This window comes from Marinobacterium nitratireducens (assembly GCF_014645375.1).
In the GTDB taxonomy this organism is placed as follows: Bacteria; Pseudomonadota; Gammaproteobacteria; order Pseudomonadales; family Balneatricaceae; genus Marinobacterium_A; species Marinobacterium_A nitratireducens.
The window spans coordinates 1-26,899 of sequence record NZ_BMLT01000006.1 but is presented as its reverse complement, the minus strand read 5'-3'; the positions used below and the strand labels follow the sequence as shown (position 1 = coordinate 26,899).

General features: G+C 62.9%; 23 protein-coding genes and 1 tRNA gene. 12 read left to right on the top strand and 12 right to left on the bottom strand.

Features of this window, described 5'->3' with window-relative positions:
• The first annotated feature begins 30 nt into the window (after nt 1-30).
• The 6 genes from IEX85_RS12515 to IEX85_RS12490 are packed head-to-tail and all read left to right on the top strand — an operon-like array spanning nt 31 to nt 5,138.
• Nucleotides 31-621 (top strand): TRAP transporter small permease subunit, encoded by a 591-nt coding sequence (locus IEX85_RS12515; protein ID WP_188860948.1) that lies wholly within the window; start codon nt 31-33, stop codon nt 619-621.
• Complete coding sequence (locus IEX85_RS12510; RefSeq protein ID WP_188860947.1) at nt 621-1,925, top strand: TRAP transporter large permease; 1,305 nt, start codon at nt 621-623, stop codon at nt 1,923-1,925. The genes IEX85_RS12515 and IEX85_RS12510 overlap by 1 nt, the downstream gene beginning before the upstream one ends.
• Nucleotides 1,926-1,933: 8 nt before the next feature.
• Nucleotides 1,934-3,082 carry a galactonate dehydratase gene (dgoD, locus tag IEX85_RS12505; protein ID WP_188860946.1) on the top strand — a complete coding sequence of 383 codons (1,149 nt, stop codon included), beginning with the start codon at nt 1,934-1,936 and terminating at the stop codon, nt 3,080-3,082.
• Nucleotides 3,083-3,119: 37 nt separating this feature from the next.
• Nucleotides 3,120-3,776 carry a 2-dehydro-3-deoxy-6-phosphogalactonate aldolase gene (locus IEX85_RS12500; protein ID WP_188860945.1) on the top strand — a complete coding sequence of 219 codons (657 nt, stop codon included), beginning with the start codon at nt 3,120-3,122 and terminating at the stop codon, nt 3,774-3,776.
• Nucleotides 3,743-4,675 (top strand): 2-dehydro-3-deoxygalactonokinase, encoded by a 933-nt coding sequence (locus tag IEX85_RS12495; protein WP_229721903.1) that lies wholly within the window; start codon nt 3,743-3,745, stop codon nt 4,673-4,675. Before IEX85_RS12500 ends, IEX85_RS12495 begins: the two co-directional genes overlap by 34 nt.
• 49 nt (nt 4,676-4,724) lie before the next feature.
• Nucleotides 4,725-5,138, top strand: coding sequence for a gamma-glutamylcyclotransferase family protein (locus IEX85_RS12490; protein WP_188860944.1), 414 nt, complete (start codon nt 4,725-4,727; stop codon nt 5,136-5,138).
• Here the strand turns inward: IEX85_RS12490 and IEX85_RS12485 are convergent.
• The 7 genes from IEX85_RS12485 to IEX85_RS12455 form a co-directional block, all read right to left on the bottom strand.
• On the bottom strand, nt 5,135-5,722 hold the full coding sequence (locus IEX85_RS12485; RefSeq protein ID WP_188860943.1) for a molybdenum cofactor guanylyltransferase: 588 nt from the start codon (nt 5,720-5,722) through the stop codon (nt 5,135-5,137). The genes IEX85_RS12490 and IEX85_RS12485 overlap by 4 nt on opposite strands.
• Before the next feature lie 58 nt (nt 5,723-5,780).
• On the bottom strand, nt 5,781-6,854 hold the full coding sequence (locus tag IEX85_RS12480) for a TIGR04552 family protein (protein ID WP_188860942.1): 1,074 nt from the start codon (nt 6,852-6,854) through the stop codon (nt 5,781-5,783).
• Nucleotides 6,855-7,348: 494 nt separating this feature from the next.
• Nucleotides 7,349-7,425 (bottom strand) — tRNA-Met (locus IEX85_RS12475).
• Between the two features lie 133 nt (nt 7,426-7,558).
• Complete coding sequence (locus IEX85_RS12470) at nt 7,559-8,461, bottom strand: Tim44 domain-containing protein (protein ID WP_188860941.1); 903 nt, start codon at nt 8,459-8,461, stop codon at nt 7,559-7,561.
• Nucleotides 8,449-9,360 (bottom strand): DMT family transporter, encoded by a 912-nt coding sequence (locus IEX85_RS12465; RefSeq protein ID WP_188860940.1) that lies wholly within the window; start codon nt 9,358-9,360, stop codon nt 8,449-8,451. Before IEX85_RS12465 ends, IEX85_RS12470 begins: the two co-directional genes overlap by 13 nt.
• Nucleotides 9,360-11,057: a potassium channel family protein gene (locus tag IEX85_RS12460; protein ID WP_188860939.1), complete on the bottom strand. Its 1,698-nt coding sequence runs from the start codon at nt 11,055-11,057 to the stop codon at nt 9,360-9,362. The genes IEX85_RS12465 and IEX85_RS12460 overlap by 1 nt, the downstream gene beginning before the upstream one ends.
• The gene (locus IEX85_RS12455) at nt 11,054-11,434 is read right to left on the bottom strand and encodes a DUF6394 family protein (RefSeq protein ID WP_188860938.1); all 381 of its coding nucleotides are present in this window, start codon (nt 11,432-11,434) and stop codon (nt 11,054-11,056) included. The genes IEX85_RS12460 and IEX85_RS12455 overlap by 4 nt, the downstream gene beginning before the upstream one ends.
• 171 nt (nt 11,435-11,605) lie before the next feature.
• Between IEX85_RS12455 and IEX85_RS12450 the strand changes: the two genes are divergently transcribed.
• Nucleotides 11,606-14,461 carry an insulinase family protein gene (locus IEX85_RS12450; RefSeq protein ID WP_188860937.1) on the top strand — a complete coding sequence of 952 codons (2,856 nt, stop codon included), beginning with the start codon at nt 11,606-11,608 and terminating at the stop codon, nt 14,459-14,461.
• Here IEX85_RS12450 and IEX85_RS12445 read toward each other — a convergent pair.
• Together IEX85_RS12445 and sbcB are read right to left on the bottom strand one after the other, a co-directional pair.
• Entirely contained in the window at nt 14,458-14,778 is a 321-nt protein-coding gene (locus tag IEX85_RS12445; protein WP_188860936.1) for a hypothetical protein, read from the bottom strand. The genes IEX85_RS12450 and IEX85_RS12445 overlap by 4 nt on opposite strands.
• Nucleotides 14,778-16,241, bottom strand: a complete 1,464-nt coding sequence (gene sbcB, locus IEX85_RS12440; RefSeq protein ID WP_188860935.1) for an exodeoxyribonuclease I — start codon at nt 16,239-16,241, stop codon at nt 14,778-14,780. Before sbcB ends, IEX85_RS12445 begins: the two co-directional genes overlap by 1 nt.
• 135 nt (nt 16,242-16,376) lie before the next feature.
• Here sbcB and IEX85_RS12435 point away from each other — a divergent pair, with 135 nt between their 5' ends.
• Complete coding sequence (locus tag IEX85_RS12435) at nt 16,377-16,808, top strand: YchJ family protein (protein ID WP_188860934.1); 432 nt, start codon at nt 16,377-16,379, stop codon at nt 16,806-16,808.
• 211 nt (nt 16,809-17,019) lie between these two features.
• Nucleotides 17,020-19,869 (top strand): DUF349 domain-containing protein, encoded by a 2,850-nt coding sequence (locus tag IEX85_RS12430; protein WP_188860933.1) that lies wholly within the window; start codon nt 17,020-17,022, stop codon nt 19,867-19,869.
• Between the two features lie 79 nt (nt 19,870-19,948).
• Here IEX85_RS12430 and phbB read toward each other — a convergent pair whose 3' ends face one another.
• Complete coding sequence (gene phbB / locus IEX85_RS12425) at nt 19,949-20,698, bottom strand: acetoacetyl-CoA reductase (protein ID WP_188860932.1); 750 nt, start codon at nt 20,696-20,698, stop codon at nt 19,949-19,951.
• 331 nt (nt 20,699-21,029) lie between these two features.
• Here phbB and IEX85_RS12420 point away from each other — a divergent pair, with 331 nt between their 5' ends.
• The 3 genes from IEX85_RS12420 to IEX85_RS12410 all read left to right on the top strand — a co-directional run bounded on the left by IEX85_RS12420 (nt 21,030) and on the right by IEX85_RS12410 (nt 24,711).
• A complete protein-coding gene (locus tag IEX85_RS12420; RefSeq protein WP_188860931.1) occupies nt 21,030-21,746 on the top strand; it encodes a 16S rRNA (uracil(1498)-N(3))-methyltransferase in 717 nt (238 codons plus the stop codon).
• A gap of 143 nt (nt 21,747-21,889) precedes the next feature.
• On the top strand, nt 21,890-22,915 hold the full coding sequence (locus IEX85_RS12415; protein WP_188860930.1) for a Fe(3+) ABC transporter substrate-binding protein: 1,026 nt from the start codon (nt 21,890-21,892) through the stop codon (nt 22,913-22,915).
• A 110-nt stretch (nt 22,916-23,025) separates the two neighbouring features.
• Complete coding sequence (locus IEX85_RS12410; protein ID WP_188860929.1) at nt 23,026-24,711, top strand: ABC transporter permease; 1,686 nt, start codon at nt 23,026-23,028, stop codon at nt 24,709-24,711.
• 75 nt (nt 24,712-24,786) lie between these two features.
• Here the strand turns inward: IEX85_RS12410 and IEX85_RS12405 are convergent, their stop codons facing one another.
• Together IEX85_RS12405 and ampD are read right to left on the bottom strand one after the other, a co-directional pair.
• Nucleotides 24,787-25,830, bottom strand: coding sequence for an ABC transporter ATP-binding protein (locus IEX85_RS12405; protein WP_188860928.1), 1,044 nt, complete (start codon nt 25,828-25,830; stop codon nt 24,787-24,789).
• Nucleotides 25,831-26,015: 185 nt separating this feature from the next.
• Nucleotides 26,016-26,591, bottom strand: coding sequence for a 1,6-anhydro-N-acetylmuramyl-L-alanine amidase AmpD (gene ampD, locus IEX85_RS12400; RefSeq protein ID WP_188860927.1), 576 nt, complete (start codon nt 26,589-26,591; stop codon nt 26,016-26,018).
• Between the last annotated feature and the right edge of the window lie 308 nt (nt 26,592-26,899).

Sequence of the window (26,899 nt, the reverse complement as noted above, 5' to 3'; positions counted from 1 at the left end):
GGGCCGCGACGCGGCCCGCGCGGAGGCACCATGTCTACCCTCTCCACTCAGACAAACGAGACGGCGGCGACGCCGTCCCACGAACCCGAGAGCCTGCTCGGGGGCGAGCGAAACGCCCTGGACCGCCTGATATCCCGCGGCGGTGCCGTTGCCGCCTGGCTGGTGTTCCTGGCCATGGCGATCAGCGTGTTCGAAGTCATCATGCGTTACGTTTTCGACTCGCCGACCTCCTGGGTACACGAAACCGTGGTATTCCTCGTCGCCACCAGTTTCTCCCTCGGCGGTCCCGCGACGCTGGCGAAGAACCGGCATATTCGCGTGCGGGTGCTGTACGACGCCGTCGGCCCGGGACTGCGCATCTGGTTCGACCGCTTCAACGATCTGGTGACCCTCGGTTTCTGCATCGCCATGTCCTACGCCGCCTTCAACATGTTCTGGCGCGCATCCCACAACCCGATGGGCGACTGGCAGTTGGAACGTTCCGGCACCTCCTGGAATCCGCCGATTCCCGCGCTCGCCAAGGGGCTCATTCTGTTCGCACTGGCACTGATGACCCTGCAGGCGCTGCTGCACCTGATCCAGTCCTGCCGTCCGGCCCGCAACCGGGAGGATCCACACTGATGGATATCGCAACTGCAACGGTCCTGATGGTGGGCCTTATCTTCGCGCTGCTGGTCACCGGCCTGCCGCTGGCCTTCATCACCGGACTGGTGGCGATGGGCTTCACCTTCGGCTGGTTCGGCCCCAACGCCCTGCCGCTGGTCACCAGCCGGGTGTACGGTTTCATCACCGAATACTCCCTGGTGGCGGTGCCGATGTTCGTACTGATGGCGTCCCTGCTGGACCGCTCCGGCATCGCCAAGGACCTGTTCAACGCCATGCGGGTGTTCGCCGGCCGACTGCCCGGCGGGGTCGCGGTGCAGACCGTGGTGGTCGCCTTCTTCCTCGCCGCGCTGTCCGGCATCATCGGCGGCGAGATCGTCCTGCTCGGTATCCTCGCGCTGCCGCAGATGCTGCGCCTGGGTTACGACAAGCACCTGTCGATCGGTGTGGTCTGCGCCGGCGGCGCCCTCGGCACCATGATGCCGCCATCGATCGTGCTGATCATCTACGGCATGATCGCCAGCGTATCGATCGCCGACCTCTTTACCGCCGCGATCACGCCGGCCGTGATCCTGATGGCCTCCTACATCGGCTACGTGCTGGTACGCTGCCTGCGCAACCCGCAACTGGGTCCGCCGCTGCGCCCCGAGGAAAGCGATGGCGGCTTCGCCAGCAAGGGCGAGGCCCTCAAGGCGGTCGTCGTGCCGGGCCTGATCGCGGCTCTGGTGCTGGGTACCATTTACGGCGGTATCGCCTCGGTCACCGAAGCGGCGGCGATGGGCGTGTTCGGCGTACTGCTGGCCATCGTGCTGCGCGGCGAGTTCTCGCTGAAGGTGCTGCATTCGAGCCTCGGCCAGACGCTGATCACCTGCGGCATGATCATCTGGATCGGTATCGGCGCCGCGGCCCTGGTGGGCGTTTACAACCTGATGGGCGGCAACCGATTCGTCTCCGGCCTGATCCAGGGTCTGGATGTGGCACCGATCGCGATCATCCTGGTGATGATGGCCATCCTGCTGGTGCTGGGCCTGTTCCTCGACTGGATCGGCATCGCCATGCTGGCCCTGCCCATCTTCATCCCGATCGTCGTCCAGCTGGGCTTCGACCCGATCTGGTTCGGCATCCTGTTCGCGGTCAATATGCAGGTTTCCTTCCTGTCGCCGCCATTCGGCCCGGCAGCCTTCTATCTCAAGGGCGTGGCGCCGCCGGAAGTCAGCCTCAAGGACATCTTCGTTTCGGTTCTGCCCTTCATCGCCCTGCAGCTCTGCGTCCTGGCGCTGCTGCTGGCATGGCCCCAAACCGCCATGTGGCTCGTCGACTGAGGTCATCCATGAAAATAACCGCACTGAAAACCTGGCAGGTACCGCCCCGCTGGCTGTTCCTCAAGATCGAAACCGACGCCGGTGTTTACGGCTGGGGCGAGCCGGTGGTCGAAGGCCGCGCCGCTACCGTCGAAGCGGCGGTGCAGGAGCTTGCCGACTACCTGATCGGCGAGGATCCGCACCGCATAGAACACCTGTGGAACAAGCTCTACCGCGCCGGTTTTTACCGCGGCGGTCCGGTACTGATGAGCGCCATCGCCGGGATTGACCAGGCACTCTGGGACCTCAAGGGACGCGATCTCGGCGTACCTGTGCACCAGCTGCTCGGCGGCACCTGCCGCGATCGCATGCGCGTCTATGCCTGGACCGGCGGCGACCGCCCGCAGGATGTTGGCGCCGGCGCCCGGGCGCTGGTCGATCAGGGCTTTACCGCCTTCAAGATGAACGGCACCGCCGAGATGGCGATCGTCGACAGCCATCGCAAGATCGACGAGGCGGTGGCACGGGTCGCCGAGGCCCGCGCCGCAGTGGGCCCGGACGTCGGCATCGCCATCGACTTCCACGGCCGGGTACACCGTCCCATGGCCAAGGCGCTGCTGCGCGAGTTGCAGCCTTACCACCCGATGTTCGTCGAGGAGCCGGTGCTGCCGGAGCACCTCCCCTGCCTGAGACAGATCGCCGGCGCTCTCGGCTATCCGATCGCCACCGGAGAGCGCCTGCATACGCGCTTTCAGTTCCGCGACCTGCTGGCCGACGGCATGGTCGATATCGTACAGCCGGACCTGAGCCACTGCGGCGGTATCAGCGAGGGGCTGAAGATTGCCACCCTTGCCGGGGCGCACGACGTGGCGCTGGCGCCGCACTGCCCGCTCGGTCCGCTGACGCTGGCGGCCTCATTGCAGCTCGACGCGGTCTGCCACAACGCCTTCATCCAGGAACAGAGCATGGGCATCCACTACAACCGCGACAACGATGTGCTCGACTACCTGGTCAACAGGTCGGCGCTCGCGATCGAGGATGGCTTTATCGCCATCCCCGACGGGCCCGGGCTTGGCGTCGAGATCGACGAGGCCTACGTCGAAGAGCGTGCCCGTGTCGGACATCGCTGGCGCAACCCGGTATGGACCCACGAAGACGGCAGCATCGCGGAATGGTAGCCGGGACGGCGGTAACCGGGAACGACAGGAGCCTGGCATGAACGACACCCAACATCCGCAGCTGGAGCAGGCGCTGCGAGACCTGCCGCTGATTGCCATACTGCGCGGCATCACCCCGGACGAAGTGGTGCCGGTGGCCGAAGCGCTGATCGGGGCGGGCTTTCGCATGATCGAGGTGCCGCTCAACTCGCCCTCGCCCTGGGACAGCATCGAGCGCCTGCGCCGGCATTGCCCCGAACAGGTGCTGGTCGGGGCCGGTACCGTTCTCGACGCCGAGCAGGTCAGCCGGCTGGCCCGGTTGCAGGCGCAGCTTTTGATCACGCCCAATACGGACCCGGCGATCGTCGGCGCCGGGATCAACGCGGGTCTGGCGCCGATGATCGGCTGCATGACGCCGACCGAGGCGCTGGCCGCGGCGAAAGCCGGGGCCAGCGCGCTCAAGCTTTTCCCGGCCGCCCGCCTGGGGACAGGCTATCTGCGCGACATCCGCTCCATACTGCCGCCAGGGCTGCCGGTAATCGCCGTTGGCGGCATCAACCGCGACAATATGGCCGACTGGCATGCCGCCGGCATAACCGGCTTTGGATTCGGCAGCAATCTCTACAGTCCCGGCCGCCCGGCCTGCGAGGTCGGCCGCATCGCAGCCGAGCTGGTAAGCGAATGGCAACGGCTCGAAACCGGGACAACGCCATGACCGGCCCGCTGATCTTCGTCGACTGGGGCACCAGCAATTTTCGCGCTTTTCTGCTCGACCGCGATAGCGGCGCGGAGCTCGACCGGCGCGTTTCCGACCGCGGCATACGCCCCCTCCAGAGCGAGGATATCGCGTCATACCTTGACCGGCAGATCGCCGACTGGCGTGGCGCCGATACTGCGCTGTACCTTGCCGGCATGGTCGGGTCGTCGCGTGGCTGGCGAGAGTCCCCACAGCTGGATCTGCCCCTGGATGCGACGGCGCTGGCGAGCGCGCTGATGCCGGTTCCCGAGCTGCCCCGAACCTGGATACTGCCCGGCGCCCGCGTCGTATCCGAACGCAAGGTGGACGTGATGCGCGGCGAGGAGCTTCAGGCGCTGGGCGCACTGTCCGTCATGGCAACCGGCAATGCGACCCTTTGCCTTCCGGGTACCCACAGCAAATGGGTACGCGCCGCGGGTGGCCGGCTGCGGGATTTCACCACGCTGATGACCGGCGAACTCTACCAGGCGGTCAGGTTTCATACCCTGATCGGCGAACCCGCGCGTGATGACCGCCCCTTTGACCCGACAGCCTTTGCCCTGGGTCTCGAGGCAGTCGAGGCACCCGGCGGAGTGCTGCACGCGCTGTTCGAGGGGCGCAGCCGCATGCTTCAGGCAGAACTCGCACCGGAGCAGGTCGCGAGCTACCTCTCCGGCGTTCTGATCGGTGAGGAGGTGCGCTGCATGCGCCAGTCAGCACCGGACCTGAACCGGGTGCTGCTTATCGGCGCCGAGCGACTGCAGGCACCCTACCACCAGGCACTGCAGTATTGCGGGATCGAGGCCAGCTGGATCGACGGGGACCGGGCCAGCCAGGCGGGCATGCTGGCGGTCGCCCGCGCCCATGAGCCCCCCTGAACCGCCGCTGTGCTACTCTGGAGGCACTCCGGCACGGTCCGAGGCCTCCATGGAAAAACTGTTCACCTATGGCACGCTGATGGTGCCCGACGTCATCGAACTGGTGCTCGGACGCCGCGCCGGCGACACCGCACGCGCAGCACTGCCGGATTACGGCTGCTATCGCGTCCATGAGCGGCAGTTCCCCGCCATCCTGGCCGAAAGAGGCCATATCACCCACGGCTGCGTCTACCTGGATCTGACACCCGCCGAACTGCAACGACTGGACGGTTACGAAGGCGAACTTTACGACCGGCGTCGCGTCCATGTACAGCTGCCCGACGGTGCAACACTCGACGTCTGGACTTACGTGCTGCGACGGCAGTACCGGCGCCTGCTCTCGCCCGAGGGGTGGGACTTCGAACATTTCGTCGAGCATCAGCTGGAATTTTTTCTGCACCGTCTGAGGGGCGGCAACCGCTAAGCCTCTTTGCGCAGAAGACGCGCTTCCACCTCCACCAGCGCCTGCGGCGTATTGATATTGAGAAACTCCCCGGGGTCGTCACAGCGGCACTCGACATACCCGAAGGCCTCGAGCCAGCCGCGCACCGCGCGGCGCCCGCTCTGTCGATAACGGACCAGGCTCGCGGCACTCGAAACCGGCACGATGAGGTGCAGTGTCTGCAGGTATTCACCGTCCTGCACCACCAGAATCCGATCGGGATGGGCCTTCGCGAGGGCGATCATACGGTCCAGACTGGCGCCGCTTACCAGCGGCGTATCGCAGGGCATGACCAGCAGGTGCGTGCAGTCGAGCGTCTCGAGCGCACGACCAATACCGCTGAGAGGACCTGCACTTTCGCCCTGGTCTTCCACCATTCCGTCCGCGAGACCCCGGTAGCCCTCCTGGTCGCCGCGACAACCGATCCAGACGCGCTCGACACGGTCACGCAGCCGATCGATCAGGTGGCAGATCATCGGCCGGCCGGCCAGCGGCAACAGCCCCTTTTCGCCGCCCCCCATGCGCCGGCTTTCACCGCCGGCCAGAATCAGCGCATCGAGTTTCACAGCGTTCCCCGTTTGAATTGCAGATTAGAGCCGACAATAGCGGCACCGGCGCGCCGGCTCAAGCCTCGGGAGGGTGCCCGAACAGGCGGTGACGCACCCGCTTGAGCTGGCGCGCCTCATAGGCATCGTGGGTGGCGTCACCACTGTGCGTCGCCTCCCAGGCATTGCAGTCCAGGACCTGAATCTCATAGGGATAGATGCAGCGGCGGCCGTCTTCCGGGCGTACGATCAGACGCTCGACAAACTTGAACATGCGGAACGCCCGGTCGCTGAACGGATTGAGCGCGCCGCTGTCGGCAACCTTCATATCTTCGCCGGAGGGGGTATCGAGCAGAAAGGGCGGAGGCTCCATGCCGAAGAGGCTCTGGATCTCGTGCAGCTCGGCCAGCGAATTGCGGCTGCGCTCGGGCAACTGGTTGGCGAACATGATGATGCTGCGCGAGCGCAGGAACTTGATCAGCAGCACCGCCGAAAAGATATCGTGGGTTACCAGGCGCACACCCAGCCTGTCGAACAGCTCCAATGCCAGATTGCCGGGCTTGTGCAGCAGCTTGGTCATGATCCGCTCGAAGGCCTTCTCTTCCTTGATATGGAAATCCACCAGCGGAATCTTGCACTGATCGTCGCCAATCCACTGCTGCCCCTGCAACTCGAACAGAAACGGCTGAAAACGCTCCTGTACGCTGCGCAGTGCCGCCCGGTGCGCGGCCTCGTCCTGGGTAACCTCGGCGTGGGTCGCGCAATGCAGTACCTTCAACAGGACACAGGACCAGTTCGGCCAGCGCCCGTCCGATGGCTGCGAGGCTTCCACCAGCAGCGCCTCGAGCGGCATTTCACGGTAGTCCTTCGGCACCGCCTCGATCCGCTGCCAGGGCAACACCACCTCGTCGAGAAAGGCGATGGCCCGGGTATGGATTCTCTCCAGCCAGAGCCGGTCATCCTCATCCGATAAATCGAAGCCATAGGCCCGCAAATACCGCAACGCGGCGTTTTCATCCCCGACCTGCAGCTGCTCCAGATCGACGACGGAACGCCCGCCGATGAGAATTTCCAGCGTGTCCCAGGGTATTTCCAGCTCTGCCGCGCTGCCCAGCCGGGGCGCCCATGCGGGTCCCGCGATCCTTTTTGCCATCGGCCCTCTGCCTGCACCATTGTTGTGCTTTACTGGTACCTTGGTGCCGAAGCCCGGGGCTGTCAAGCAGAGTATCGAGCGGCGTGAGACGTTGACGACAGCCGCCACTCAGCGCCATTCCCCAACCGTAGGAGCGGCGCCCCGCCGCGAACCACACCGGGGCCCCCCACAGCATTCGTCGCGAGGCGCGACTCCCACGGAAACGGAAAAAGCTCAGAACCTTTCGATTCCAAGCTTTTTCGCTAAATTTGGGTAGCCAAAACTGTTGGGTTACGCGGCCGGCATTTGCTCCTGCAATGCCGGCATTTTTGCAGTCCATTGCCGTCACTTCGTCGCTGGACCCAACGTTTGGTAGCGGGGGCCAGATTGGAGCGGGTCTGCCTCCAGCTGACGACCTTCGCCCGCGGTTATGAAGAGCGAGCCCGACGCATTCTATTAAACGAAAAAACGAAAAAAGCCTGAGATTTTTCAATCCCAGGCTTTTTCCTTGAATTTGGTAGCGGGGGCCAGATTTGAACTGACGACCTTCGGGTTATGAGCCCGACGAGCTACCAGGCTGCTCCACCCCGCATCAACGTGGGGCTTATAGTACAGACCGCCCCGCCACTCCACAACCCCCTGATCAAAATATTTTTAAAATCAGGGGGCTAGCAGCCTGTCGGGCTTAACGCTGATCTACTGCGGAAAAGCCCTACAGGCGGCCCTCAGGGCTGTTCGATGCCGACGATGATCCAGTCGGCATCGGGCACGCTCATATCGCGGGTCAGGTGCCAGACTTCGTTGAACTCGGTGGTCTGGTCAGAATCTTCCTTGAGCCAGCCGTAGAAGTTCAGACTGGCGACCACCTGGTTGCCCTGGTCGATGAAGTTGGCCAGCTCCGCCATCACCGATACCACTTCGGTACGCTGATCGCCGTTCCTGGCGCGCTCGCGCTGCAGCTCCACCAGCAGCTCGGGGGATACGTAGCTGCGGATCTGATCCCAGTCCTGCAGGTCCCAGGCGTTCTGAAGGGTGACGAAGTGCCCTTTGGCGCCTTCCAGGAACGCCTCAGCATTGAACCAGGACGGGGTTTCGAACGCCTTGGCGCCAAGGCCCGCACCAAAGCCGGCTGCCGGAGAGAAGGCCGGCTGCGGCTCGGAGCTGCGTGCCATCGGTTCCGGCTGTGCCGGTTCGAACGGGTTGCGTGCCTGCGCCGCGCCCTGCCCCTGGCCGGCATAAGCGGGCGCCGGTTGCTGACGACGGAACATGCCGAACAGCTTGAACGCCATGAAGGCGAGCAGACCGATCAGCAGGATATCCATGAACTGGATACCCTCGAAGGCGCCACCGAAGAACAATGCGCCCAGCAGGCCGCCAGCCAACAGGCCGCCGAGCAGGCCACCCATTCCGGGCTTCTTGGCCGCGGCAGTCGGTGCTGCGGCAGACTTCTGCGCGGTGGTGCCGGTCGCGCTTGCACTGTCCTGGCTGGTCGGTGAGGTCTTCTTCGGTGTCGAGAAGCTTTTGCCGATGCTGCTGCCACCGCCGAAGCGCTTGCCGGCATCGGCGTCCGGCACCACGAAGGCGAAGCTCAGGAAGGCGGTGAATACAAGCATGATCAGTTTTTGCATGGAGGCTCCACAGGTTTGATCGACCGCAGCGTCTGGGACACCACGGCCAGGTAAATGCCAACGAATATTAGGGCGATACCGGCAAAATGGAAAGACTGCACGCGCTCTCCCAGGATCAGCACCGACAACAGCAGCCCGAATAACGGCATCAGGTGGATAAAGAGACCCGCAACCGGGGCTCCAAGTTCCGCAACTCCGCGGTTCCAGCACAGATAGGACAATATGGACGGGAACACGGCCATATAAAGCACGGTTCCGAGGGTCCGGGACGTTACCTGAGGCATGTGTCCGCTGTACAGCTCGATCAATGCCGGTAGCAGCAGCGCCGTCGCGCCAATCAGGACGGTGATGCCGAAAAAGGTAAAGGCGCCAAGCTCAAGCGGACGGTAGCGCAACAGCACCGAGTAAAGCGCCCAGTCGATCACCCCCGCGAGCACCCACAGGTCCCCTCGATTGAACTCCAGCTGCAACAGGGCCTCGAGCCGGGCCTGGGTGAGCAGCACCAGCACCCCGGTCATGGAAATGCCGACGCCGAGCCACTGCCGGGCGCCGACCGCCTGTTTCAGGAACACCCGGCTGATGATCAGGATCACCACCGGAATGGCCGAGTGCAGCAGCGTGGCGTTGGTCGCCAAGGTGGTTTGCAGGCCGGTATAGATCAGCGTATTGAAGCAGGCAACGCCGAGAATGCCGAGCAGCAGGATAATCTTCCAGTGTGCGCGGATGATCGGCCAGTCACGCCTGAGCCTTGGAATCAGGAACGGCAGGATCAGCACAAGCGCAAGACTCCAGCGCGTGAAGGCCAGGGTGACCGGCGGGAACTCCAGGTGAATGGCGCGGGCCAGTACCGAGTTGCCGACCCAGAACAGTACGGTGAAAACGAGCAGCAGGTACGCCATCAGCGTGGTTCCCGACGTCGAAGCAACCGCGACAGCACCGTATGACTGTGCTCCTGCCCGGTCTGCAGATACTGAAACACGTTGACGTTCTTCAACGTCCACTCCATTTCTCGTTGGGCCTCGGCCAGCCCGCAGAACAGTATTTCATCCTCCGGTTCAAGCTCCAGCAATTCACCCGGCAACATATCGACCGCCTCGCCCCGCCGGTGCATCAGCACGATGCAGGGCAGCTGTCGCTCGCGCTCGCGCGGGTCCTTGGTCAGGGTGCGAAGGGTCAGTGGCGTTCCGTCACCCGGCATCAGCAGCGCCGGGGTCTGCTCCTCGCAGATCCGTACCGACCAGCTGTCAAGCTCGCGGTCTCCCACCACCCGGCTCATTCGGTTGAGCAACACGTGCGCCCAGACATCGTCGTGCCGGGCCTGCATGCGTTCGATGAAGACCGGCAGCAACGGTGATTTCATCTGCGCCATAATGCGGTTGGAAATGATGCGTCCCGGCTCCATGACGAAATCTGCCTTCGAACTCTCGAATACCGGACCGTTGGCGCTGAGATTCTGCCGCACGACGGTAATCAGTCTGGGGTTGAGCTCCCGCGCGGTCATGATGATGGACAGGTTGTCGGCGTCGTTGTCGGTACCGGCGACGATGCCTACCGCCGTCTCGACGCAGGCTTCGCGCAGGGTCACCGCCTCTGTTCCGATGCCGCGAACCCGCTGCGCACCTTCGCACTGCAGCCCGGGGTCGTCGTCGATGACCGTCAGCTCGACGCCGTCATCGAGAAACTCGCCGTACAGCGCCCTGCCGAAACGACCGAAGCCGCAGATGATCCAGCGCCCCTCCCGGCGCCGGTGCACCGTCGCCATATTGCGGTGCCGTGGATTGAGCAGCCAGTCGTAGACCAGGTGCATGTAGGGCGAGTGCGTCGTCAGCACCAGATACTGGGCGTAGGCGCGGAAAGGGTCGACCACCAGATCGGTGCCGAAGGACTCGAGGTTGGCCGTGGTGACATCCCCCTCCGAACGGCTGATCACCATGCGCGAGGGCACCAGCAGCTTGCTGGCGATGGCGACCGCCAGGTTGGCCTGGTCCTGATTCGTCAGCGCCAGCACACCGATGCACTGGCTGTGCCGGAGGCCTGCATCGTGCAGCACGTCCGGCAGCGCGGCGTCGGCGCAGAGCCTGGGTATGCGCAACCGCAGGCTGTCGATCTCCAGCGCATCGACCTTTTCCTGATCGATATCCACCACCACCGAGCGAATCTCGCGCTCGGCCAGGCGCCGGACCACGCGACTCCCGGTGACGCCGTAGCCGCACACCAGGAAGAAGGGCTCGGTGATGCGGCTGACCTCGCCGGCGAAGGAGCGACGCCGCATCAGGCGACCGAAGGCCGGATCCTGCAACAGCGCCAGCAGCGAACCGATGGCATAGAGCCAGGTGATCACCGTGGCGTAAATGCACACCAGGGTCCAGAGCCGCTGCGCATCGGTAAAGGCATAGGGCACTTCACCGAAGCCGATGGTCGAGCCCATGAACGAGACGAAGTAGAAGGCGTGAAAGAAGCTCATGCGCCAGGGCTGCCCCTGATCGTCGATACCGGGGATCAGCACCAGCCCGAGCACCGACAGCGCATAGACCACAATCAGCGTGATGAGCGGCGCCCGCAGTCGCCGCAGCATCAGGTAGATGACGTTGTTCATCGACGGACCATGACGGTCTCGACTACCAGCAGGATCACCGACACGAAATTGGCCATCAGCGCGCCGCCGGAAAACGACACTATACTGGCGACGGCCGCCTCATCGACGCCTCCGCCGATATGGGTGGCATAGCCCCAGATCAGCGACGCCGTGATCAGCTGCAGATCCGCCACCAGGCTGGTGGCCATCATCAGCGCACCGAGGTGGGTACGGTCACCGAATTTGAGAACCGTGGTGATCAGGCTTACCACCAGCGCGGCAAACAGTTCGAAGATGTTGTGATGTGAAGGGTTGTGCAGTTCACCGACGAAGAAGCCGAAGTTCAGCGTCAGCGCCAGCACGATAAAGAAAGCGTAAATCACTTTTTCGCGGTTCATGGGACTCCTTCCCGGCCGGACTTGCGGACCCTCTGAATTGTATCGGCAGAGCGGCACCGCTGCCACGGCGAACTTTAGCCGCCGCCGCGGGTCTCATCCGTGACATCCGAACCCCTGCCTCATTAAACTGGTGGTCACCCAGTGCCGTCTGTACCGAGGATTGCTTTTTCCATGATGACGAAACGCCTGCTCGCTCCGCTGACCCTGTTGCTGTTCTGGCTTTTGGCCTCCCTCGCACAGGCAGCGGCCGATATCCGCATCAGCCCCAATGACGACCGCATCTACGACAGCTTCACCCTCGGCAATGGCCTCGAGGTAATGGTGATTTCCGATGCCGATACCGACAAGGCGGCGGCATCGCTGGATGTCGATGTAGGCTCTAACGCGGATCCGGCCGAGCGCCAGGGACTGGCGCACTTCCTCGAGCACATGCTGTTTCTGGGTACCGAAAAGTACCCCGAGGCCGGCGCCTATCAGGCCTTTATTCGCGCCAACGGCGGCAGTCACAATGCCTACACCTCGTACGACAACACCAACTACTTCTTCGACGTCAGCGCCGACCAGCTGGAGCCAACGCTGGACCGCTTCGCCCAGTTCTTCATAGCGCCGCTGTTCGATGAAAAGTACGTCGATCGCGAGCGCCATGCCGTGCATTCGGAGTACCAGAGCGGCCTGCGCGACGACGGGCGCCGTATCTGGAGCGTTTACAAGCGCCTGATCAACCCGGAGCACAGCTTCAGCCAGTTCAACGTGGGCAGCCTCGATACCCTCGCCAATGACGACGACGGAGCGCTGCGCCGGGATCTGATCGACTTTTACCGGCGCTACTATTCGGCCAACCTGATGCGCCTGGTGGTGCTCGGCAAGGAGCCGGTGTCCGAGCTTCGCGCCATGGTCGAAAAACGTTTCGATGCCGTCCCGAACTTCGACGCCAAGCCCTACCGGAACAAGGTGCCGCTCTACCGCGAGGGGACCCTGCCGGCACAGCTCGACATCCGCACGCTGGATGACACGCACAATGTCACCCTCAGCTTCCCGCTGCCACCGGCCCGGGATTACTGGGCCGAGAAGCCGCTGTACTACCTGTCCAGCCTGATCGGCTACGAAGGACACGGCAGCCTGCTGTCCGCGCTCAAGAGCCGAGGCTGGGCCAACGGGCTCAGTGCCTCCTCCGGCATGGACCTGCCGGACAGCTCGTCACTGATCGTCAGTATGGATCTGACGGAAGCCGGCATGACCCACTACCAGGAAGTGGTGGCGCTGTTTTTCAGCTACATCCGACTGCTGCGCCAGGACGGCATCGACGCCGGCCTTTACGATGAGGAAAGGCGCCTCGCCGAAACCCGTTTCCGTTTTGCCGAGCCCGGCGACCCGTCCCACTACGTGCGTCGTCTGTCCCGCGCCCTGCAGGAATACCCGGTCGAGCACGCCGTCGATGCCAACTTCCATTTCAGTGCTTTCGACGGCGATCTGATCCGACGCTTTCTGGAGCCGGTGCGACCGGACAACATGCTGCTGAGCCGCCAGGCGCGGAACCTCGACACCGATCAGCTCGATCCCTGGTACCAGGCCGGCTACCGCCTCATGCCGCTGACTGACGCGAAGCTTGCGCAGTGGCGCCGCAATCCCGACGGCGAGGACTTCCTCGCCGTCCGCAACCCCAACCCCTTCATTGCCGACGACCTGGCGCTGAAACCGTTGCAGCCGCCCTACTCCGACCGGCCGCGACAGATACTGGCAGAGCGCGGCGCCGAACTCTGGTTCCAGCAGGATAGCGACTTCCGCGTTCCCCGGGCCGACTTCTTCTTTTCGCTGCAATCGTCCCAGGCCAATGCCGATGCGACCTCTTCGGTGCTGACGGCCCTGTACACCCGCATGGTCAACGACGCCCTCAACGAAACCCTCTACGACGCCGGTCTTGCTGGCCTGTCCGCCAATCTGTATCCGCACCTGCGCGGTGTCAGCGTGCGGCTGTCAGGGTTCAGCGAGCGCCAGCCGGTACTGCTCGACGCGCTGCTAGAGGCCATGGCCAGGCCGACGCTGGACCCGGCGCGCTTCGAACTGCTGAAGCGCCAGCTGGCCCAGGAGCTGGCCAACGAGCGTAACGACAAGCCCTACAACCAGACCACGGGCGAGTTGTACGACCTGCTGCTGCCGCAGTACTCCAGCACACAAAGGCTGGCGGCGCTTGAGCCCCTGGATCTGGCGCAACTGCGCGCCTTCATCCCGCGTCTGCTGGCGAAAACCTCGCTGCGGGCGCTGGCCCATGGCAATCTGCTGCCGGAGGATGCCATCGCCATGACGCGCCAGGTCAACGAGCGACTGCGCGCAGACGCGCAAGTGGCGGTGCCGCCCGAAATCCCGGTGGTACAGCTCAAGGCGGGAGAGGCGCTGGTGCAGACACTGCCGATCGATCATGCCGACTCCGCGGTAACCCTCTACTTTCAGGGCGCCGACACACGCCTCAAAACCCGCGCCGCCTATGGCATTCTCGGCGAAATGCTGGCATCGCCGTTCTATAACGAACTGCGCACCGAGCAGCAACTAGGCTACATTGTCTTCGCCTCGCCGCTGCCACTGCGTCATGTGCCGGGACTGGCATTCGTGGTGCAGTCGCCGGTTGCAGATCCGGTGACGCTGGAACAGAAAATCGATGCTTTCCTGGCGGACATGCAATCGGATGTCGACAGCCTCGTCGACGGCCAGCTGGATGCCTACCGCACCAGTGCGCTGTCACGCCTGCTGGAAAAGGAAAGCACTCTCAATCAGCGCAGCCGCCGTTACTGGCAGGAACTGGACAATCAGGAGCTCGACTTCGACAGCCGCGAACAGCTGGCGGCCGCGCTAAGAGCACTGACGGTCGATGATGTACGCCAGGCCTTTGCCGGGCTCGGCGAACGCAGCCTGCTGGTGCGCAGCTTCGGCAATGGCGTCAAGGATGAATTCGCGGCGAAGGAAACCGGGCGCCGCGCGGATGACCGCATCGCCGCGCTGAAAGCCGCCCACGCCTTCGTACCGGAGGCTTAGGGCTCCTCCCCCGTCCCCGGATAGATACCAAGATCGCACTCGGTGCCCGGTTCCACCAGGCACCGCTCGAGCGGCCGGGCGCGCCGGATCCGCTCGAACACCGCATCTTCCCCGACCTGCTGCCCCGGCTCTCCGGCCACGCCTATCTCGACCTGGTGCATCTTAGAGGGCGTTGATGAATAGGGCACCACCACCGCCTGCGGCAAAGGCTTCGGCGCCGCCTGTGCTGACGGCACGACCCGATACTCGAGCGCCTTTGCGGCGGCGACCGGCAACAGCATCCAGCCGAGCAGCAGTAACGGCAGTCGCCGCTCCATCAGAAGAACTCTTCCATCGGATAGATCGCTTCGGCGTAGACGTTGAGCTCCTCCAGCAGCCGGCGCTCGGCATCGGTGCGTTCGCTCGCCTGGTACAGGCTGTTGAGGCGCTCGTAGAACTGCGGCATCGTCAGGTAGCCGTCGCTGTCCGGCCCCAGCAATTTGCGCCGGCGGAACTCCTCCCACTGACTGCGCTCCTCGTCGGTCAGCGTGAAGGGGTAGTTTCGCGCCTTGTAGCGCAGCAGCATTTCCTCGAGGCGGGGGTCCTGAAAAGCCACCTGCAACTCGCCGAGCGCCTGCGGCTCGCAGTCACGGATCTGCTCCATCGCGCGTTTGTCCGATTCGCCGAAGAAACCGCCGCCATAGAGCATCAGATCGGGATCCGAGGTTGGCTCGAAGTCGCTCTCGCCGAACACTTCCGTCAGCAAAGCGTCCAGGCCACTGAAGTTGCGCAGGATCTGCAGATGCGCGCGACAGGTATCGCCATCGATCTCGAAACGGGCAGCCTCGGCGGCGTCCCGGATCAGGCTGGCCGGGGCCACGACCGGGCATTTGTTGGTATGCAGCTGCTTGAGCGCAATGCGCGGTTCGGTATCGCTCAGCTCCGCCGCGGGGGTGTACATCAGGCGGCGGATTTCAGCCGCCGGCAGTTGCAGCATCGGCGAAGGGTCGATTCGCAGATCCCAGACAATGACGCTGTTGCGATTTACCGGGTGAGTCGCCAGCGGTGCTACCAGTGCAAGGTTCCCCCACTCCGAGGGGTAGCGGGACGACACATGCAGCACCGGCTTGTGATTCTGGATATCCAGCATCCCCTGTATCGCGCGCTTGCCGCGATTCTGCAGCACGTACTGGTACAGCTTGGGCTGGCGCTCGCGTACCAGCCGCGCCATGCCGATGGTGGCGTAGACGTCGGAAAGGGCGTCGTGCGCCTGGCCGTGTTCGATGCCGTTGGCGCGGGTCAGATCTTCCAGCCGCAGACTGGGCGAGCCGTCCTCGTAGCTCGGCCACTCGATACCCTCGGGCCGCAGCGCCCGCGTCAGGCGCAACATATCGATGATATCCCAGCGCGAACAGTCATTTTGCCACTCGCGGGCGTAAGGGTCGTAGAAGTTGCGATAAAGCGTATGCCGGGTCACTTCATCGTCAAAGCGGATGCTGTTGTAGCCCACTCCGCAGGTGCCGGGCCGCCCCAGCTCCGCCTGCACCCGGGCCGCGAACTCAGCCTCGCAGACACCCTCGCTCATCGCCTGCTGCGGCGTAATACCCGTAATCAGACAGGCTTCCGGGTTCGGCAGCAGATCCTCGGCCGGCTTGCAGTAGAACATCACCGGTTCTTCGATGATGTTGAGATCCATATCGGTGCGCACCCCGGCAAACTGGGCGGGCCTGTCCCGTCGCGGGTCGGCACCGAAGGTTTCGTAGTCATGCCAGAAGAAGGTCGGCGTGGAGGAGACTGACATCAATGTTTCCCTGCTGCAAAGCTCGAAAATAGGCGTTATGGAAAACCCGCGGTAGACTGTCGGTTCTGAAGCGACAGACGAAAATCCTACCACTGCCGCTCCACCAGCGGCCAGCCAAGGGTATCGCAAACCGACATGCTGCACGACGACAAGACCCTCAATCAGCCCTGCCCCTGCGGCAGCGGCAAGCCGTATCGGGATTGCTGCGAGCCGGCTATCAGCGGCCGCACACCGGCGGCTACCGCAGAGGTGCTGATGCGCTCCCGTTACACCGCCTTCGCCCTCGGCCAGGTGGACTATCTGATCGAGACCCTGGCGGCGAACAGGCGCCGCCCCGACGATGCCGCCGTTCTGCAAGAACAGACCGCCAGCACCCTCTGGACCGGCCTGCAGATAATCGGCCGGCGCAAGGGGCGTGCACGCGACGAGCGCGGCGAAGTCGAATTCATCGCCAGTTTCGAGGCCGGCGACGAAAAGGGCCGGCTGCACGAGCGCTCGCGCTTTCGCCGTGAACGGGGGCGCTGGGTCTATGTCGACGGCGAGGTCGAAATACTGCCACCACTCTAGGCCGCAACGCCCTGTCTGCGCGGTCAGGCGACAACAGTTCAGCGCCCGTACATCTATTACTGCGATGTCAACCCTTTCCCTGCCCTCCCGGGCGCCGGTAGAATAGCCAGCTTTCCCGTAGCGGCCCTGTGCATGCGGCGATGCCATCCAGTCATGGCATCCGGGTTTTCCTGCACCGGGCTGTTCAATCCTTACTGGGACCCCCGTTACGATGTTTGCGAAGTTCTTCCGGCCCAAATGGCAAAGCAGCAAGGCGGACGTACGGATACGCGCCATCAGCAGGATGCTGGCAGACAGCCCCGAAGAGCAGGCGATTATTTCCCGCCTGGCACAGTCGGATCAAGATGCAGAGGTGCGCAAGGCCGCGCTGGCGCGGGTCGTCAACCCCGACACTCTGCTGCAGGCGCTGAACAACGAACCCGATCCGGCGATTCGTCAGCAGGCAAGCGAGCAGCTGTGTCGCCTGATCAACAGCGACGACGATCAGCTGTCGCTCGAGCAGCGCCTGCACTGCATCAACGAAATCGCCGATGAGGACCTGCTGACCCATATCGCCCTGAACTGCCGGCAGGCAGAGCTGCAGCAGGCCGCCGTGGAAAGGGTGCACGCCGAAAGCAATCTGGAAATTGTGATCCTCAATGCCCAGACCGCACGCACCCGGCGTCTGGCCGCGACCCGGCTCGAGAGCGAAGCGCTGCTCGAGCGTCTGGGCCGGGAGGTACGCCAGCGCGACAAGGCGGTTTACAGGATTCTGCGCGACAAACTGCAGACCCTGCGCGAAGCCGAGCGCGAACGCCAGGCGCTGCAGCAACGCCGGACCGAGCTCGTCGAGCGCTTTGAACAACTGGCCCGCGGCGAGCTGATGCCCCAGTATGGTGCTCTGGTCGACGCACTGGGCGCACAATGGCAGGAATTGCCCGCCACTGCCGACAGTCTGGCACAGCGCTGCGAACAGGCCCGCGAGGTCTGCCACCAGCGTGCCAAAAAGGCTCGCGCCGAGGCCGAAGCCCGCGAGCGCGAGGCGCAGCAGCAGCGCGCCTACCTCGCCGCCCGGGAGACATTGCTGGAACGGCTGAACGAGCTGGAAAATCAGAGCGCCCAGGCCGCCGCCGGCGGCAGCCTCGACGCCGCAAACCTGCACGGCTCGCTGGAACAGTGGATGCAGGACTGGCAACAACTGGAGCATCCCGGCGATGGGGACGGAAGCGTCCCGCCTCAGGACCGGATCGAGCGGATTCGCCGGATTGCCGAGTGCATCGACGCCGAGGCGCGGCACAGCGCAGAACTGGATCAGTTGCTGAGGCAGCCGATCGAGGACCTGGGCCCCGCAAAACTGCGCAAGCAGCAACAGCGTATCGAAAAGCTGCTTCAGCAGATCGACTGGCCCGCCAATCTGAATCAGCCCGAGCGCCTGCAGAAAGCCGCCGCAGCACTGCGCCAGGCCCGCAAGCAACGCGAGGCCCTGCAGCAGCAGTCCCACGAAACGCAGCGCTCGCTGGAGTCGCAACTCGACAACCTGGCAGCCGCCATCGACGAGGGACACGTCAAGCAGGCCGGCAGGTACCACCAGCAGGCGACTGACGCGCTGGAGATACTCAACGGTCAGGTCCCGACGGCACTGGATCTGCGCTTCAAGCAACTGCACGCGCAGCTGCAGGAGCTCAGGGACTGGCAGGGTTTCGCGGTGACGCCGAAAAAAGAGCAGCTTTGCGCCGAGATGGAAGCGCTGATCGACAGCGATCTCCCCGCCCCCGAGCGGGCCGAAAGCATCCGCCGCCTGCAGCAGCAGTGGAAAATGCTGGACAGCACCGATGCCGTGCACTCCCAGACCCTCTGGCGCCGCTTCAAGGAGGCTTCCGACCGCGCCTATGCGCCGTGCGAAGAATATTTCGCCTCGCTCGGCGAGCTTCGCCGGGAAAACCTGAAACAGCGGACCACGATCTGCGATCAGCTCGACACCTATATCGCCAGCATCGACTGGCTGCAGCCCGACTGGAAAGGCATCGAAACCATCAGTCGGGCGGCAAAGCAGGAATGGAAGCAGTACGCGCCGGTCGACCGGGTGCCGGGACGGGAAGTCCAGGAGCGCTTCAACGCCCTGCTGCAGCAGCTCGATGGCCGTCTGCAGGAACACTACCGGGGCTGCCTGGAGACCAAGCGGGACCTGGTGGCAAAAGCCGCCGCCCTGTGCGACGCCGACGAGCCTCAGGAAGCCGCCCGGGAGGCCCGGCAGCTGCAGCAGGAATGGAAAGCGGCGGGCAAAACCTTCCGCAATCAGGAGCAGCGTCTGTGGAAACAGTTCCGCGGCCACTGCGACACCATTTTCGAGCGTCTGAACGACAGCCAGCAGCGCCATCGCCGGCAGAAAGTCGAGCAGCGCGACCAGGCGGAAAGCCTCTGCAAGGAGCTCGAACAGCTGCTGGAAACCCCCTGCGGCAGCGAACGAATTCAGGCGCAGCTGCGCCAGGCCCGCGAGGCCTTCGCGGCGCTGGACAGCGAATTCAGCGAGCCCTGCGCGCGACGTTTCGAATCCGCTGCGACGCAACTCGAGCAGGAATGCAGCGACCTGGAGCAGCTACGACACTCGGCCCCCTTCGCGGCACTGGAAGCCAGAATCGGCCTCTGCGACCAGCTCGAATCGCTGCTCGGGCAGTCGTCGGCCGAAGCCGGAACACTGGAGTCGATACAGGCGCAGTGGAACATGCAGGACCGCTGCAACAGCGAGTTTGCCGACCTGATCGAACAACGCTACCAGTTGCTTAACCAGGTGCTGCGCGAGCCGGAGCTGATGCCGGACCTTGCCGCCGCCGCCGCGGAGCCCCTGCGTCAGCTTTGCATCCAGCTGGAAATAGAGCTGGGCCTGCCGTCGCCGGAAGAGGATCAGGCGGCACGGCTGGAATATCAGATGCAAAGGCTGCAGCAGGCGCTGGAGCAACACAACCGAAGGGTAAGCCTCAGCGACCTGCAGCGGCTTGAATACGAATGGCGCTGCATACCCCTGACCGGTCACCATCCGGCACTGAAGAGCCGCTTCTACGGCCACCTGGACGGGCTGTTGTAAAGAGCCAAAAAAAATCCCGCCAGTCTGGCGGGATTTTTTTTGGCGTGCGATTTTCAGCAAAAAGCTGAACCGGCAAGCATTAGTACATGTGCAGGCCGCCGTTGATCGACAGGTCGGAACCTGTGATGTAAGAGGACTCGTCCTCGGCGACGAAGGCGACCAGTCGACCGATCTCTTCCGGCGTGCCGAAACGACCGACCGGGATGGTCGCGGTAATCTTGTCCTGGATATCCTGGGCGATCTTGGCGACCATTTCAGTCTTGATGTAGCCCGGAGATACGGTGTTGACGGTAACACCCTTGCGTGCGACTTCCTGCGCCAGCGCCTTGGTGAAACCGTGAATGCCTGCCTTGGCTGCGGAGTAGTTGCACTGACCGAACTGGCCCTTCTGCGCGTTTACCGAAGAAATGTTGATGACACGTCCCCAGTTCTTGTCGATCATGCCGTTGATGACCAGGCGCGTCATATGGAACATGGAATCGAGGTTCGCGGACAGGACCTGGTCCCACTGATCCCAGGTCATCTTCTTGAACTGGCCGTCACGGGTAATACCGGCGTTGTTGACCAGGACGTCGATACCGGTGCCATATTTCTCTTCGACTGCAGCGACACACTTGGCGCAGGACTCTTCATCGGTCACGTCACCATAGGCGATGTCGATCTCGTAACCGTCCGCCCGCTGGGCTTCCTGCCATGCCTGCGCCTTCTCGTGGCGCCCACCGCTGAAGTAACCCGCGACGACGGTGAAACCGGCATCGACCAGCGAGCGGCAGATAGACGTACCCAGTCCACCGGTACCGCCGGTGACAAACGCGATTTTCTTGCTCATGCTTGCATCCCCTAAACTGTCACTTTCCGTTTTTTCCGACGAATAACTAATCGTTTTAGTAGGTATGTTATTCGCCCGTCCAAGGTTTGGACTTTATCGACCATAAACCCTGTATGGCCGTAAAATCAACCAGCTACGGGACGATACAAGGGATAAATTACACTTCCATGACAAATATCAGCCGACACCGCCCCAAAATGGCACACGAAGCTCCGCACCCGCTGTGCAGCTCCCCAAAAAGGCGCAGAAACAGTCGCAGCGGGACGACACCGCTACGCCGGTTCGACGCCAGGGCTTTTGGTATAATCACTCCCTTTCAGACCCCCATGCCATGAACCTGATTCTGCTTTACGACGAGGACTTTGTCGCAACCAACCGGGTCCGGCTGCACGACCGCCGCTTCCACCATATTCGTACCATTCAGCAACCGGAGATCGGCGACAGGCTGCGCACGGGCAGACTGGGCGGCTGGATCGGATCCGGGCGGGTGGTGGCCCTGGATAACCAGAGCATCGAGCTGGAAACCTGCTTCGACCAGGCACCACCGCCACCGCTGCCACTGACGCTGATCCTGGCGCTGCCAAGGCCCAAGATGCTCAAGCGCACCTTGCAAACCATCGCCGCCATGGGGGTGGCAAGGCTCTACCTCGTCAACTCCTACCGCGTCGACAAAAGCTACTGGTCGACGCCGCTGCTGAGCCCCGAGTCGATACGCGAACATCTGCTGCTGGGCCTGGAACAGGCGGGCGACACCCGCTTGCCCGAAGTGCAACTGCGCAAGCGTTTCAAGCCTTTCGTCGAGGATGAGCTGCCGGCGATCGCAGCGGGTACCCGTGCCCTGGTGGCGCACCCGTACAACGCCATCCCATGCCCGGATACCGCCACCATCCCGACCACCCTGGCAATAGGCCCGGAGGGCGGCTTTATCGCCTACGAGGTCGAAAAACTCGCCGAAGCGGGTTTGACGCCTGTCCATATCGGCCGGCGCATACTGCGGGTCGAAACCGCCGTCCCTGTATTACTCGCAAGATTGTTTCCGCCAGAGTGAAAAGCGCCAATCAGCCTGCAGCCGGGAAGCCATCACTCGACGAATAAGCGCCATCCGCACTTGACAGCAACCAGATCATAATTAAGAATTGTTCGCATTATCCTTTACGAACACAAACATATTCAGAAAAAGTGAGTCAACGGATGAACTACGCCCGCACGCTACTCGCCGTCGCCACCCTGGCCGGCACCGCTTCCATCGCTCAGGCTGCCGAGGAGGTCAATGTCTACTCCTACCGCCAGGCCTTCCTGATCCAGCCGCTACTGGAAGAATTCAGCAAGGAAACCGGCATTCAGGTCAATCTGGTAACCGGCGGCAGCGGTCTGCTCGAGCGACTCGAGCACGAAGGCCGCAACTCTCCGGCGGACGTGCTGCTCACCGCCGAAGTCGGCCCACTGTACGATGCCGTCCAGCGTGAACTGGTCAGCCCGGTAGAAAGCGAGGTTCTGAACAGCAATATTCCGCCCCAGTATCGAGACCCGGATAACCGCTGGTTCGCTCTGACCGCCCGCTCTCGCATCATCTACGCCTCCAAGGATCGCGTGGACGAAGGCGAAATCAAGACCTACGAAGAGCTCGCGGACCCGAAATGGAAGGGGCGCATCTGCACCCGCAGTGGCAAGCACACCTACAACCTGTCGCTGTTCGCCTCCATGATTGCGCACCACGGTGAAGAATGGACCGAGCAGTGGCTCGAAGACCTCAAGGCCAACCTGGCGCGCAAACCCCAGGGTAATGACCGTGCTCAGGTCAAGGCCGTGAAGGAAGGTGTCTGCGACCTGGCACTCGGCAACTCCTACTACTTCGGCAAAATGCTGACCAACGAAGAGCAGCCCGAACAGAAAGAATGGGCGCAGTCCGTCAATCTGGTGTTCCCGAACCAGGAGGACCGCGGCGCGCACATGAATATTTCCGGTGCCTCCGTGACCCAGTACGCGCCCAATCGCGACAACGCGGTCAAGCTGCTGGAGTTTCTGAGCGGTGAGCAGGCGCAGGCCATTTACGCCGAAGTGAATTACGAGTTCCCGGTCCGCCCGGACACTCCGCGCTCCGACCTGATCAACGAGTATATGGGCGACTTCAAGGCTGACGCGATCAACCTTCAGGAACTCGGCCCGCTGCGTACGACAGCTTCGAAGCTCGTCGACAAGGTCGGTTTCGACAACTGATACGCCAGTGACACCGGCGCGGCCCCTGCGGGCTTGCGCCGAAAACTGTCGACTTTGTTACACGGGAACGATAGCCTTCGCGGCTGTCGTTTTTGTCGTTTGGAAAAACAATGCGATCGGACACCGCAATCCTGACATGCAACCAGCCCCGGCTACCGCGGCCCCACCTGACCGGCTGGTACACCTTGGCCTGGGGCATCGCACTGGTCGTGGCGCTGCCGGTGCTGTCGGTGTTCTATCTGGCACTGTTCCCCGACGAGAACATCTGGTCGCACCTGGCCAGTACAGTACTTCCGGTGTATGTCATCACGACAATACAACTGGTCGTCGGCGTCGGCCTGCTGTCGATCCTGGCCGGCGTTGGCAGTGCCTGGCTGGTTACACTCTGCCACTTTCCGGGACGCCGCCTGTTCGAGTGGGCGCTGCTGCTTCCCTTTGCCGTACCGGCCTACGTGATTGCCTACGTCTACACGGACCTGCTGGAGTTCGCTGGCCCTGTGCAGGGCGCTTTGCGTGCCCTTTTCGGCTGGGAAACCGCCCGCGACTACTGGTTCCCCGAGATACGCAGCCTTGGCGGCGCCATCGCGATGCTGTCACTGGTGCTCTACCCCTACGTCTATTTGCTGGCGCGCGCCGCTTTCCTGGAGCAGTCCGTCAGTCTGCGTGACGCCAGCCGGGTGCTCGGCTGCAATGCCTGGCAGAGCTTCTGGCGCATTTCCCTGCCGATCGCCCGGCCCGCTATCGCGGTGGGTGTGTCGCTGGTGTCGATGGAAACCATCAACGATTTCGGCACCGTCGACTATTTTGCCGTGAAGAGCCTCACCGCCGGCATCTACGACACCTGGCTCAACATGTACAACCTTGGCGGTGCCGCCCAGATCGCCAGCCTGATGCTGGTGTTCGTGGTGCTGCTGATTACCCTGGAGCGCAAGGCCCGGGAAAAGCAGAAGCAGTTCCATAGCGCCGACCGCTTTACCGCGCTGGAACCCTACCGTCTGCACGGCTGGCGCGCGGCCGCCGCGACCCTGTTCTGCCTGTTGCCGGTCGTTTGCGGTTTCGTCCTCCCCTGCGGCCTGCTGGCCTGGTACGCCAGCGGCTATCTCGACCAGCTCTGGTCAGAGGACTTCATCGGTTACGCCAGCCACAGCTTCACGCTGTCCCTGACAGCCGCCGTGGTTTCCATCGTCATCGCAGTGGTGCTGGCCTATGCCCGTCGCCTATTCAGCGAACGCCGCTCATTGCAGTTCGCCGTGCGCTTCTCGAGCCTCGGGTACGCCATGCCGGGTGCGGTACTGGCGCTTGGCGTGATCATTCCACTGGCGGCCTTCGACAACAGTGTCGATGCCTTTATGCGCAGCCACTTCAACCTTTCCACAGGCCTGCTTCTCAGCGGCACGACCTTCGCTGTCGTCATGGCCTACGTTGTCCGTTTTCTTGCCGTCTCGACCGGTGCGGTGGACAGCTCGCTATCCAAGGTCACGCCTTCGATGGACATGGCATCCCGGTCACTTGGCCAGAGCGCATCCGGAACCCTGTTTCGGGTGCACCTGCCACTGATTCGCGGAGGGCTCCTGACGGCTTTGCTGGTGGTCTTCGTCGACTGCATGAAGGAGCTGCCGGCCACGCTGATTCTGCGGCCGTTCAACTACGATACGCTGGCGACCTTCGTGTACCAGTACGCCTCGGATGAAATGCTCGAACGCTGCTCGCTGGCGGCACTGCTGATAGTGCTGGTCGGAGTGTTGCCGGTCATACTGCTGAGCCGCTCGATAACCAACACCCGCCAGCAGGCCTGAGAGCGACGAGAGCCGTGAAGAAAAGCCCGGCATCAAGGATCAGCGCGGGCGGGGCTAGAAACCCTGCCCTGAGGATCAGTCGAAGAACGCGATGGGCCGATGGACCGCCACCTGAAGCCGGACCCGGTCGCCGGGCTGGAAGCCCACCTTCTCCCTTACCTCCGACTCCACCTGCCGTCCGTTCGGAAGCCTGAGCCCATAGAGCGTCTGCCCGCCGAGAAACTCCCGCGTCAGCACTTCGGCCTCCACTGAGCCATCTTTTCCCGGATGCAGATCGGAGGGGCGTATGAACAGCTTTACCGCTCTGCCGGAGGGCGCGCAGAACGGTTCGGCAAACTCAAGCAAACCCAGCTCAGTTTCGACACAGGTCTCGTTCAGACAAACCCCTTCGAACAGGCTACCCTTGCCGACAAAACCCGCCACAAGCGGATTGGCGGGCTCGTAGTACAGTGACTCCGCCCTGCCCCACTGTTGCAGAACGCCACCGGCCAGCACACCCAGGCGATCGCTGATGGTGAACGCTTCTTCCTGATCATGCGTCACCACAATCGCGGCAATGCCCTGCTGCTTCAGGATATCCCTCACCTCGCCCGACAACTGCTTGCGCAGCTCCGTGTCGAGGTTGGAAAAGGGCTCGTCCATCAGCAACAGCTGCGGCTTCGGCGCCAGTGCCCGGGCCAGCGCCACCCGCTGCTGCTGACCGCCGGACAGCTCATGCGGGTAGCGTTTGGAAAGGTCAGGCAGACGCACCAGCTCGAGCATCTTTCCCACCGCCCGGGCCTTCTGGGGTCTGTCGGCATCCTTGAGACCAAATGCGATGTTTTCGGCCACCGTCAGGTGTGGAAAGAGCGCGTAGTCCTGAAACACCATGCCCATCTGGCGATGCTCCGGTGCCCGGGTGAATCCGACGCTGGAAATGGTCTCTCCCCGTACCCGGATAGAGCCGCCGTGCAAACGGCTGAAGCCGGCCAGAGCCCTCAGAACGGTCGTCTTGCCGCAACCGCTGGGCCCCAGCAGACAGGCAATTTCCCCCACTCCGATGGCAAAGGACAGATCCCTGACAACCACGCTATCTCGATAGGCACAGCTGATTGACTCGACTTCCAGCAACTGACTCATCCTGACCCGCAACAACTATAGAATTTCTGAATGGAATTCGCTTCAACACGCCAGGCACCTGGGTGGCGGCCACACAGGTGCCATTCCCCCCGGCACAATCCGGCGACGCGGGCGATCGGCAATGGCGCCCTATGATAGATGAAAATTATTCTCAGCTAAATCAATAGATGAGCGCTGCGCGTTATTCAGTCGGTGTGCGGGCCGGGATCGGTCTGCAGCCCCCTGCGCAGGCGCTGCCAGTCGAATGCAGGTCCCGGATCCGTCTTGCGCCCCGGTGCAATATCGCAGTGCCCGACGATGCGATCGGGTACAACAAGGGGGTAGCGCTGAGTGATCATCCTGGTCACCTGCACCAGACGCTCGTACTGCGCGTCGCTGTATGGCTGCTCGTCCGTTCCTTCCAGCTCGATACCAATCGAAAAGTCATTGCAGTTTTCGCGTCCCTGGAAAGAGGACCTGCCTGCATGCCAGGCTCTTTTGTCGAAAGGTACGAACTGAATAACCTCACCGCTGCGTTCGATCAGCAGGTGTGCCGATACCTCGAGCCCCTCAATCGACTCGAAAAACGGATGGGCGCTCCAGTCCAGCCGGTTACAGAACAGCTCCTCCACACAGCCGGTACCGAACTGTCCCGGTGGCAGACTGATATTGTGGATAACCAGTAACGAGACTTCTTCCGAGGGACGTTCATTGAAGTTGGGACTGGGAACAAAGCGCGCCAGCTCGAGCAGGGCTGCCTTGGCAGTATTTGCAGGTGACATTGGTTACCTTACATGGGTAGACGCCGTGACATTGGCTACCATAACCGGCACGGGCGCCATGCGCCAGTAGGCCTCTGTCGTCAACACGCATGCAGGAGCTATCGGGCAGGATGGGTTAAGCCGCCATCGGCACCTGCCCCGGGGGCTGCACCCGGCATAGGGCGAACCCATAATATCGATCGCATCACAAATCGATGGGCTTCGCTTGGCACTGTGTCCAAAGCGAAAAACCCCGGCCTCATCGAGACCGGGGTTTCCGTAATTAAATGCTTGGCGATGACCTACTCTCACATGGGGAAGCCCCACAC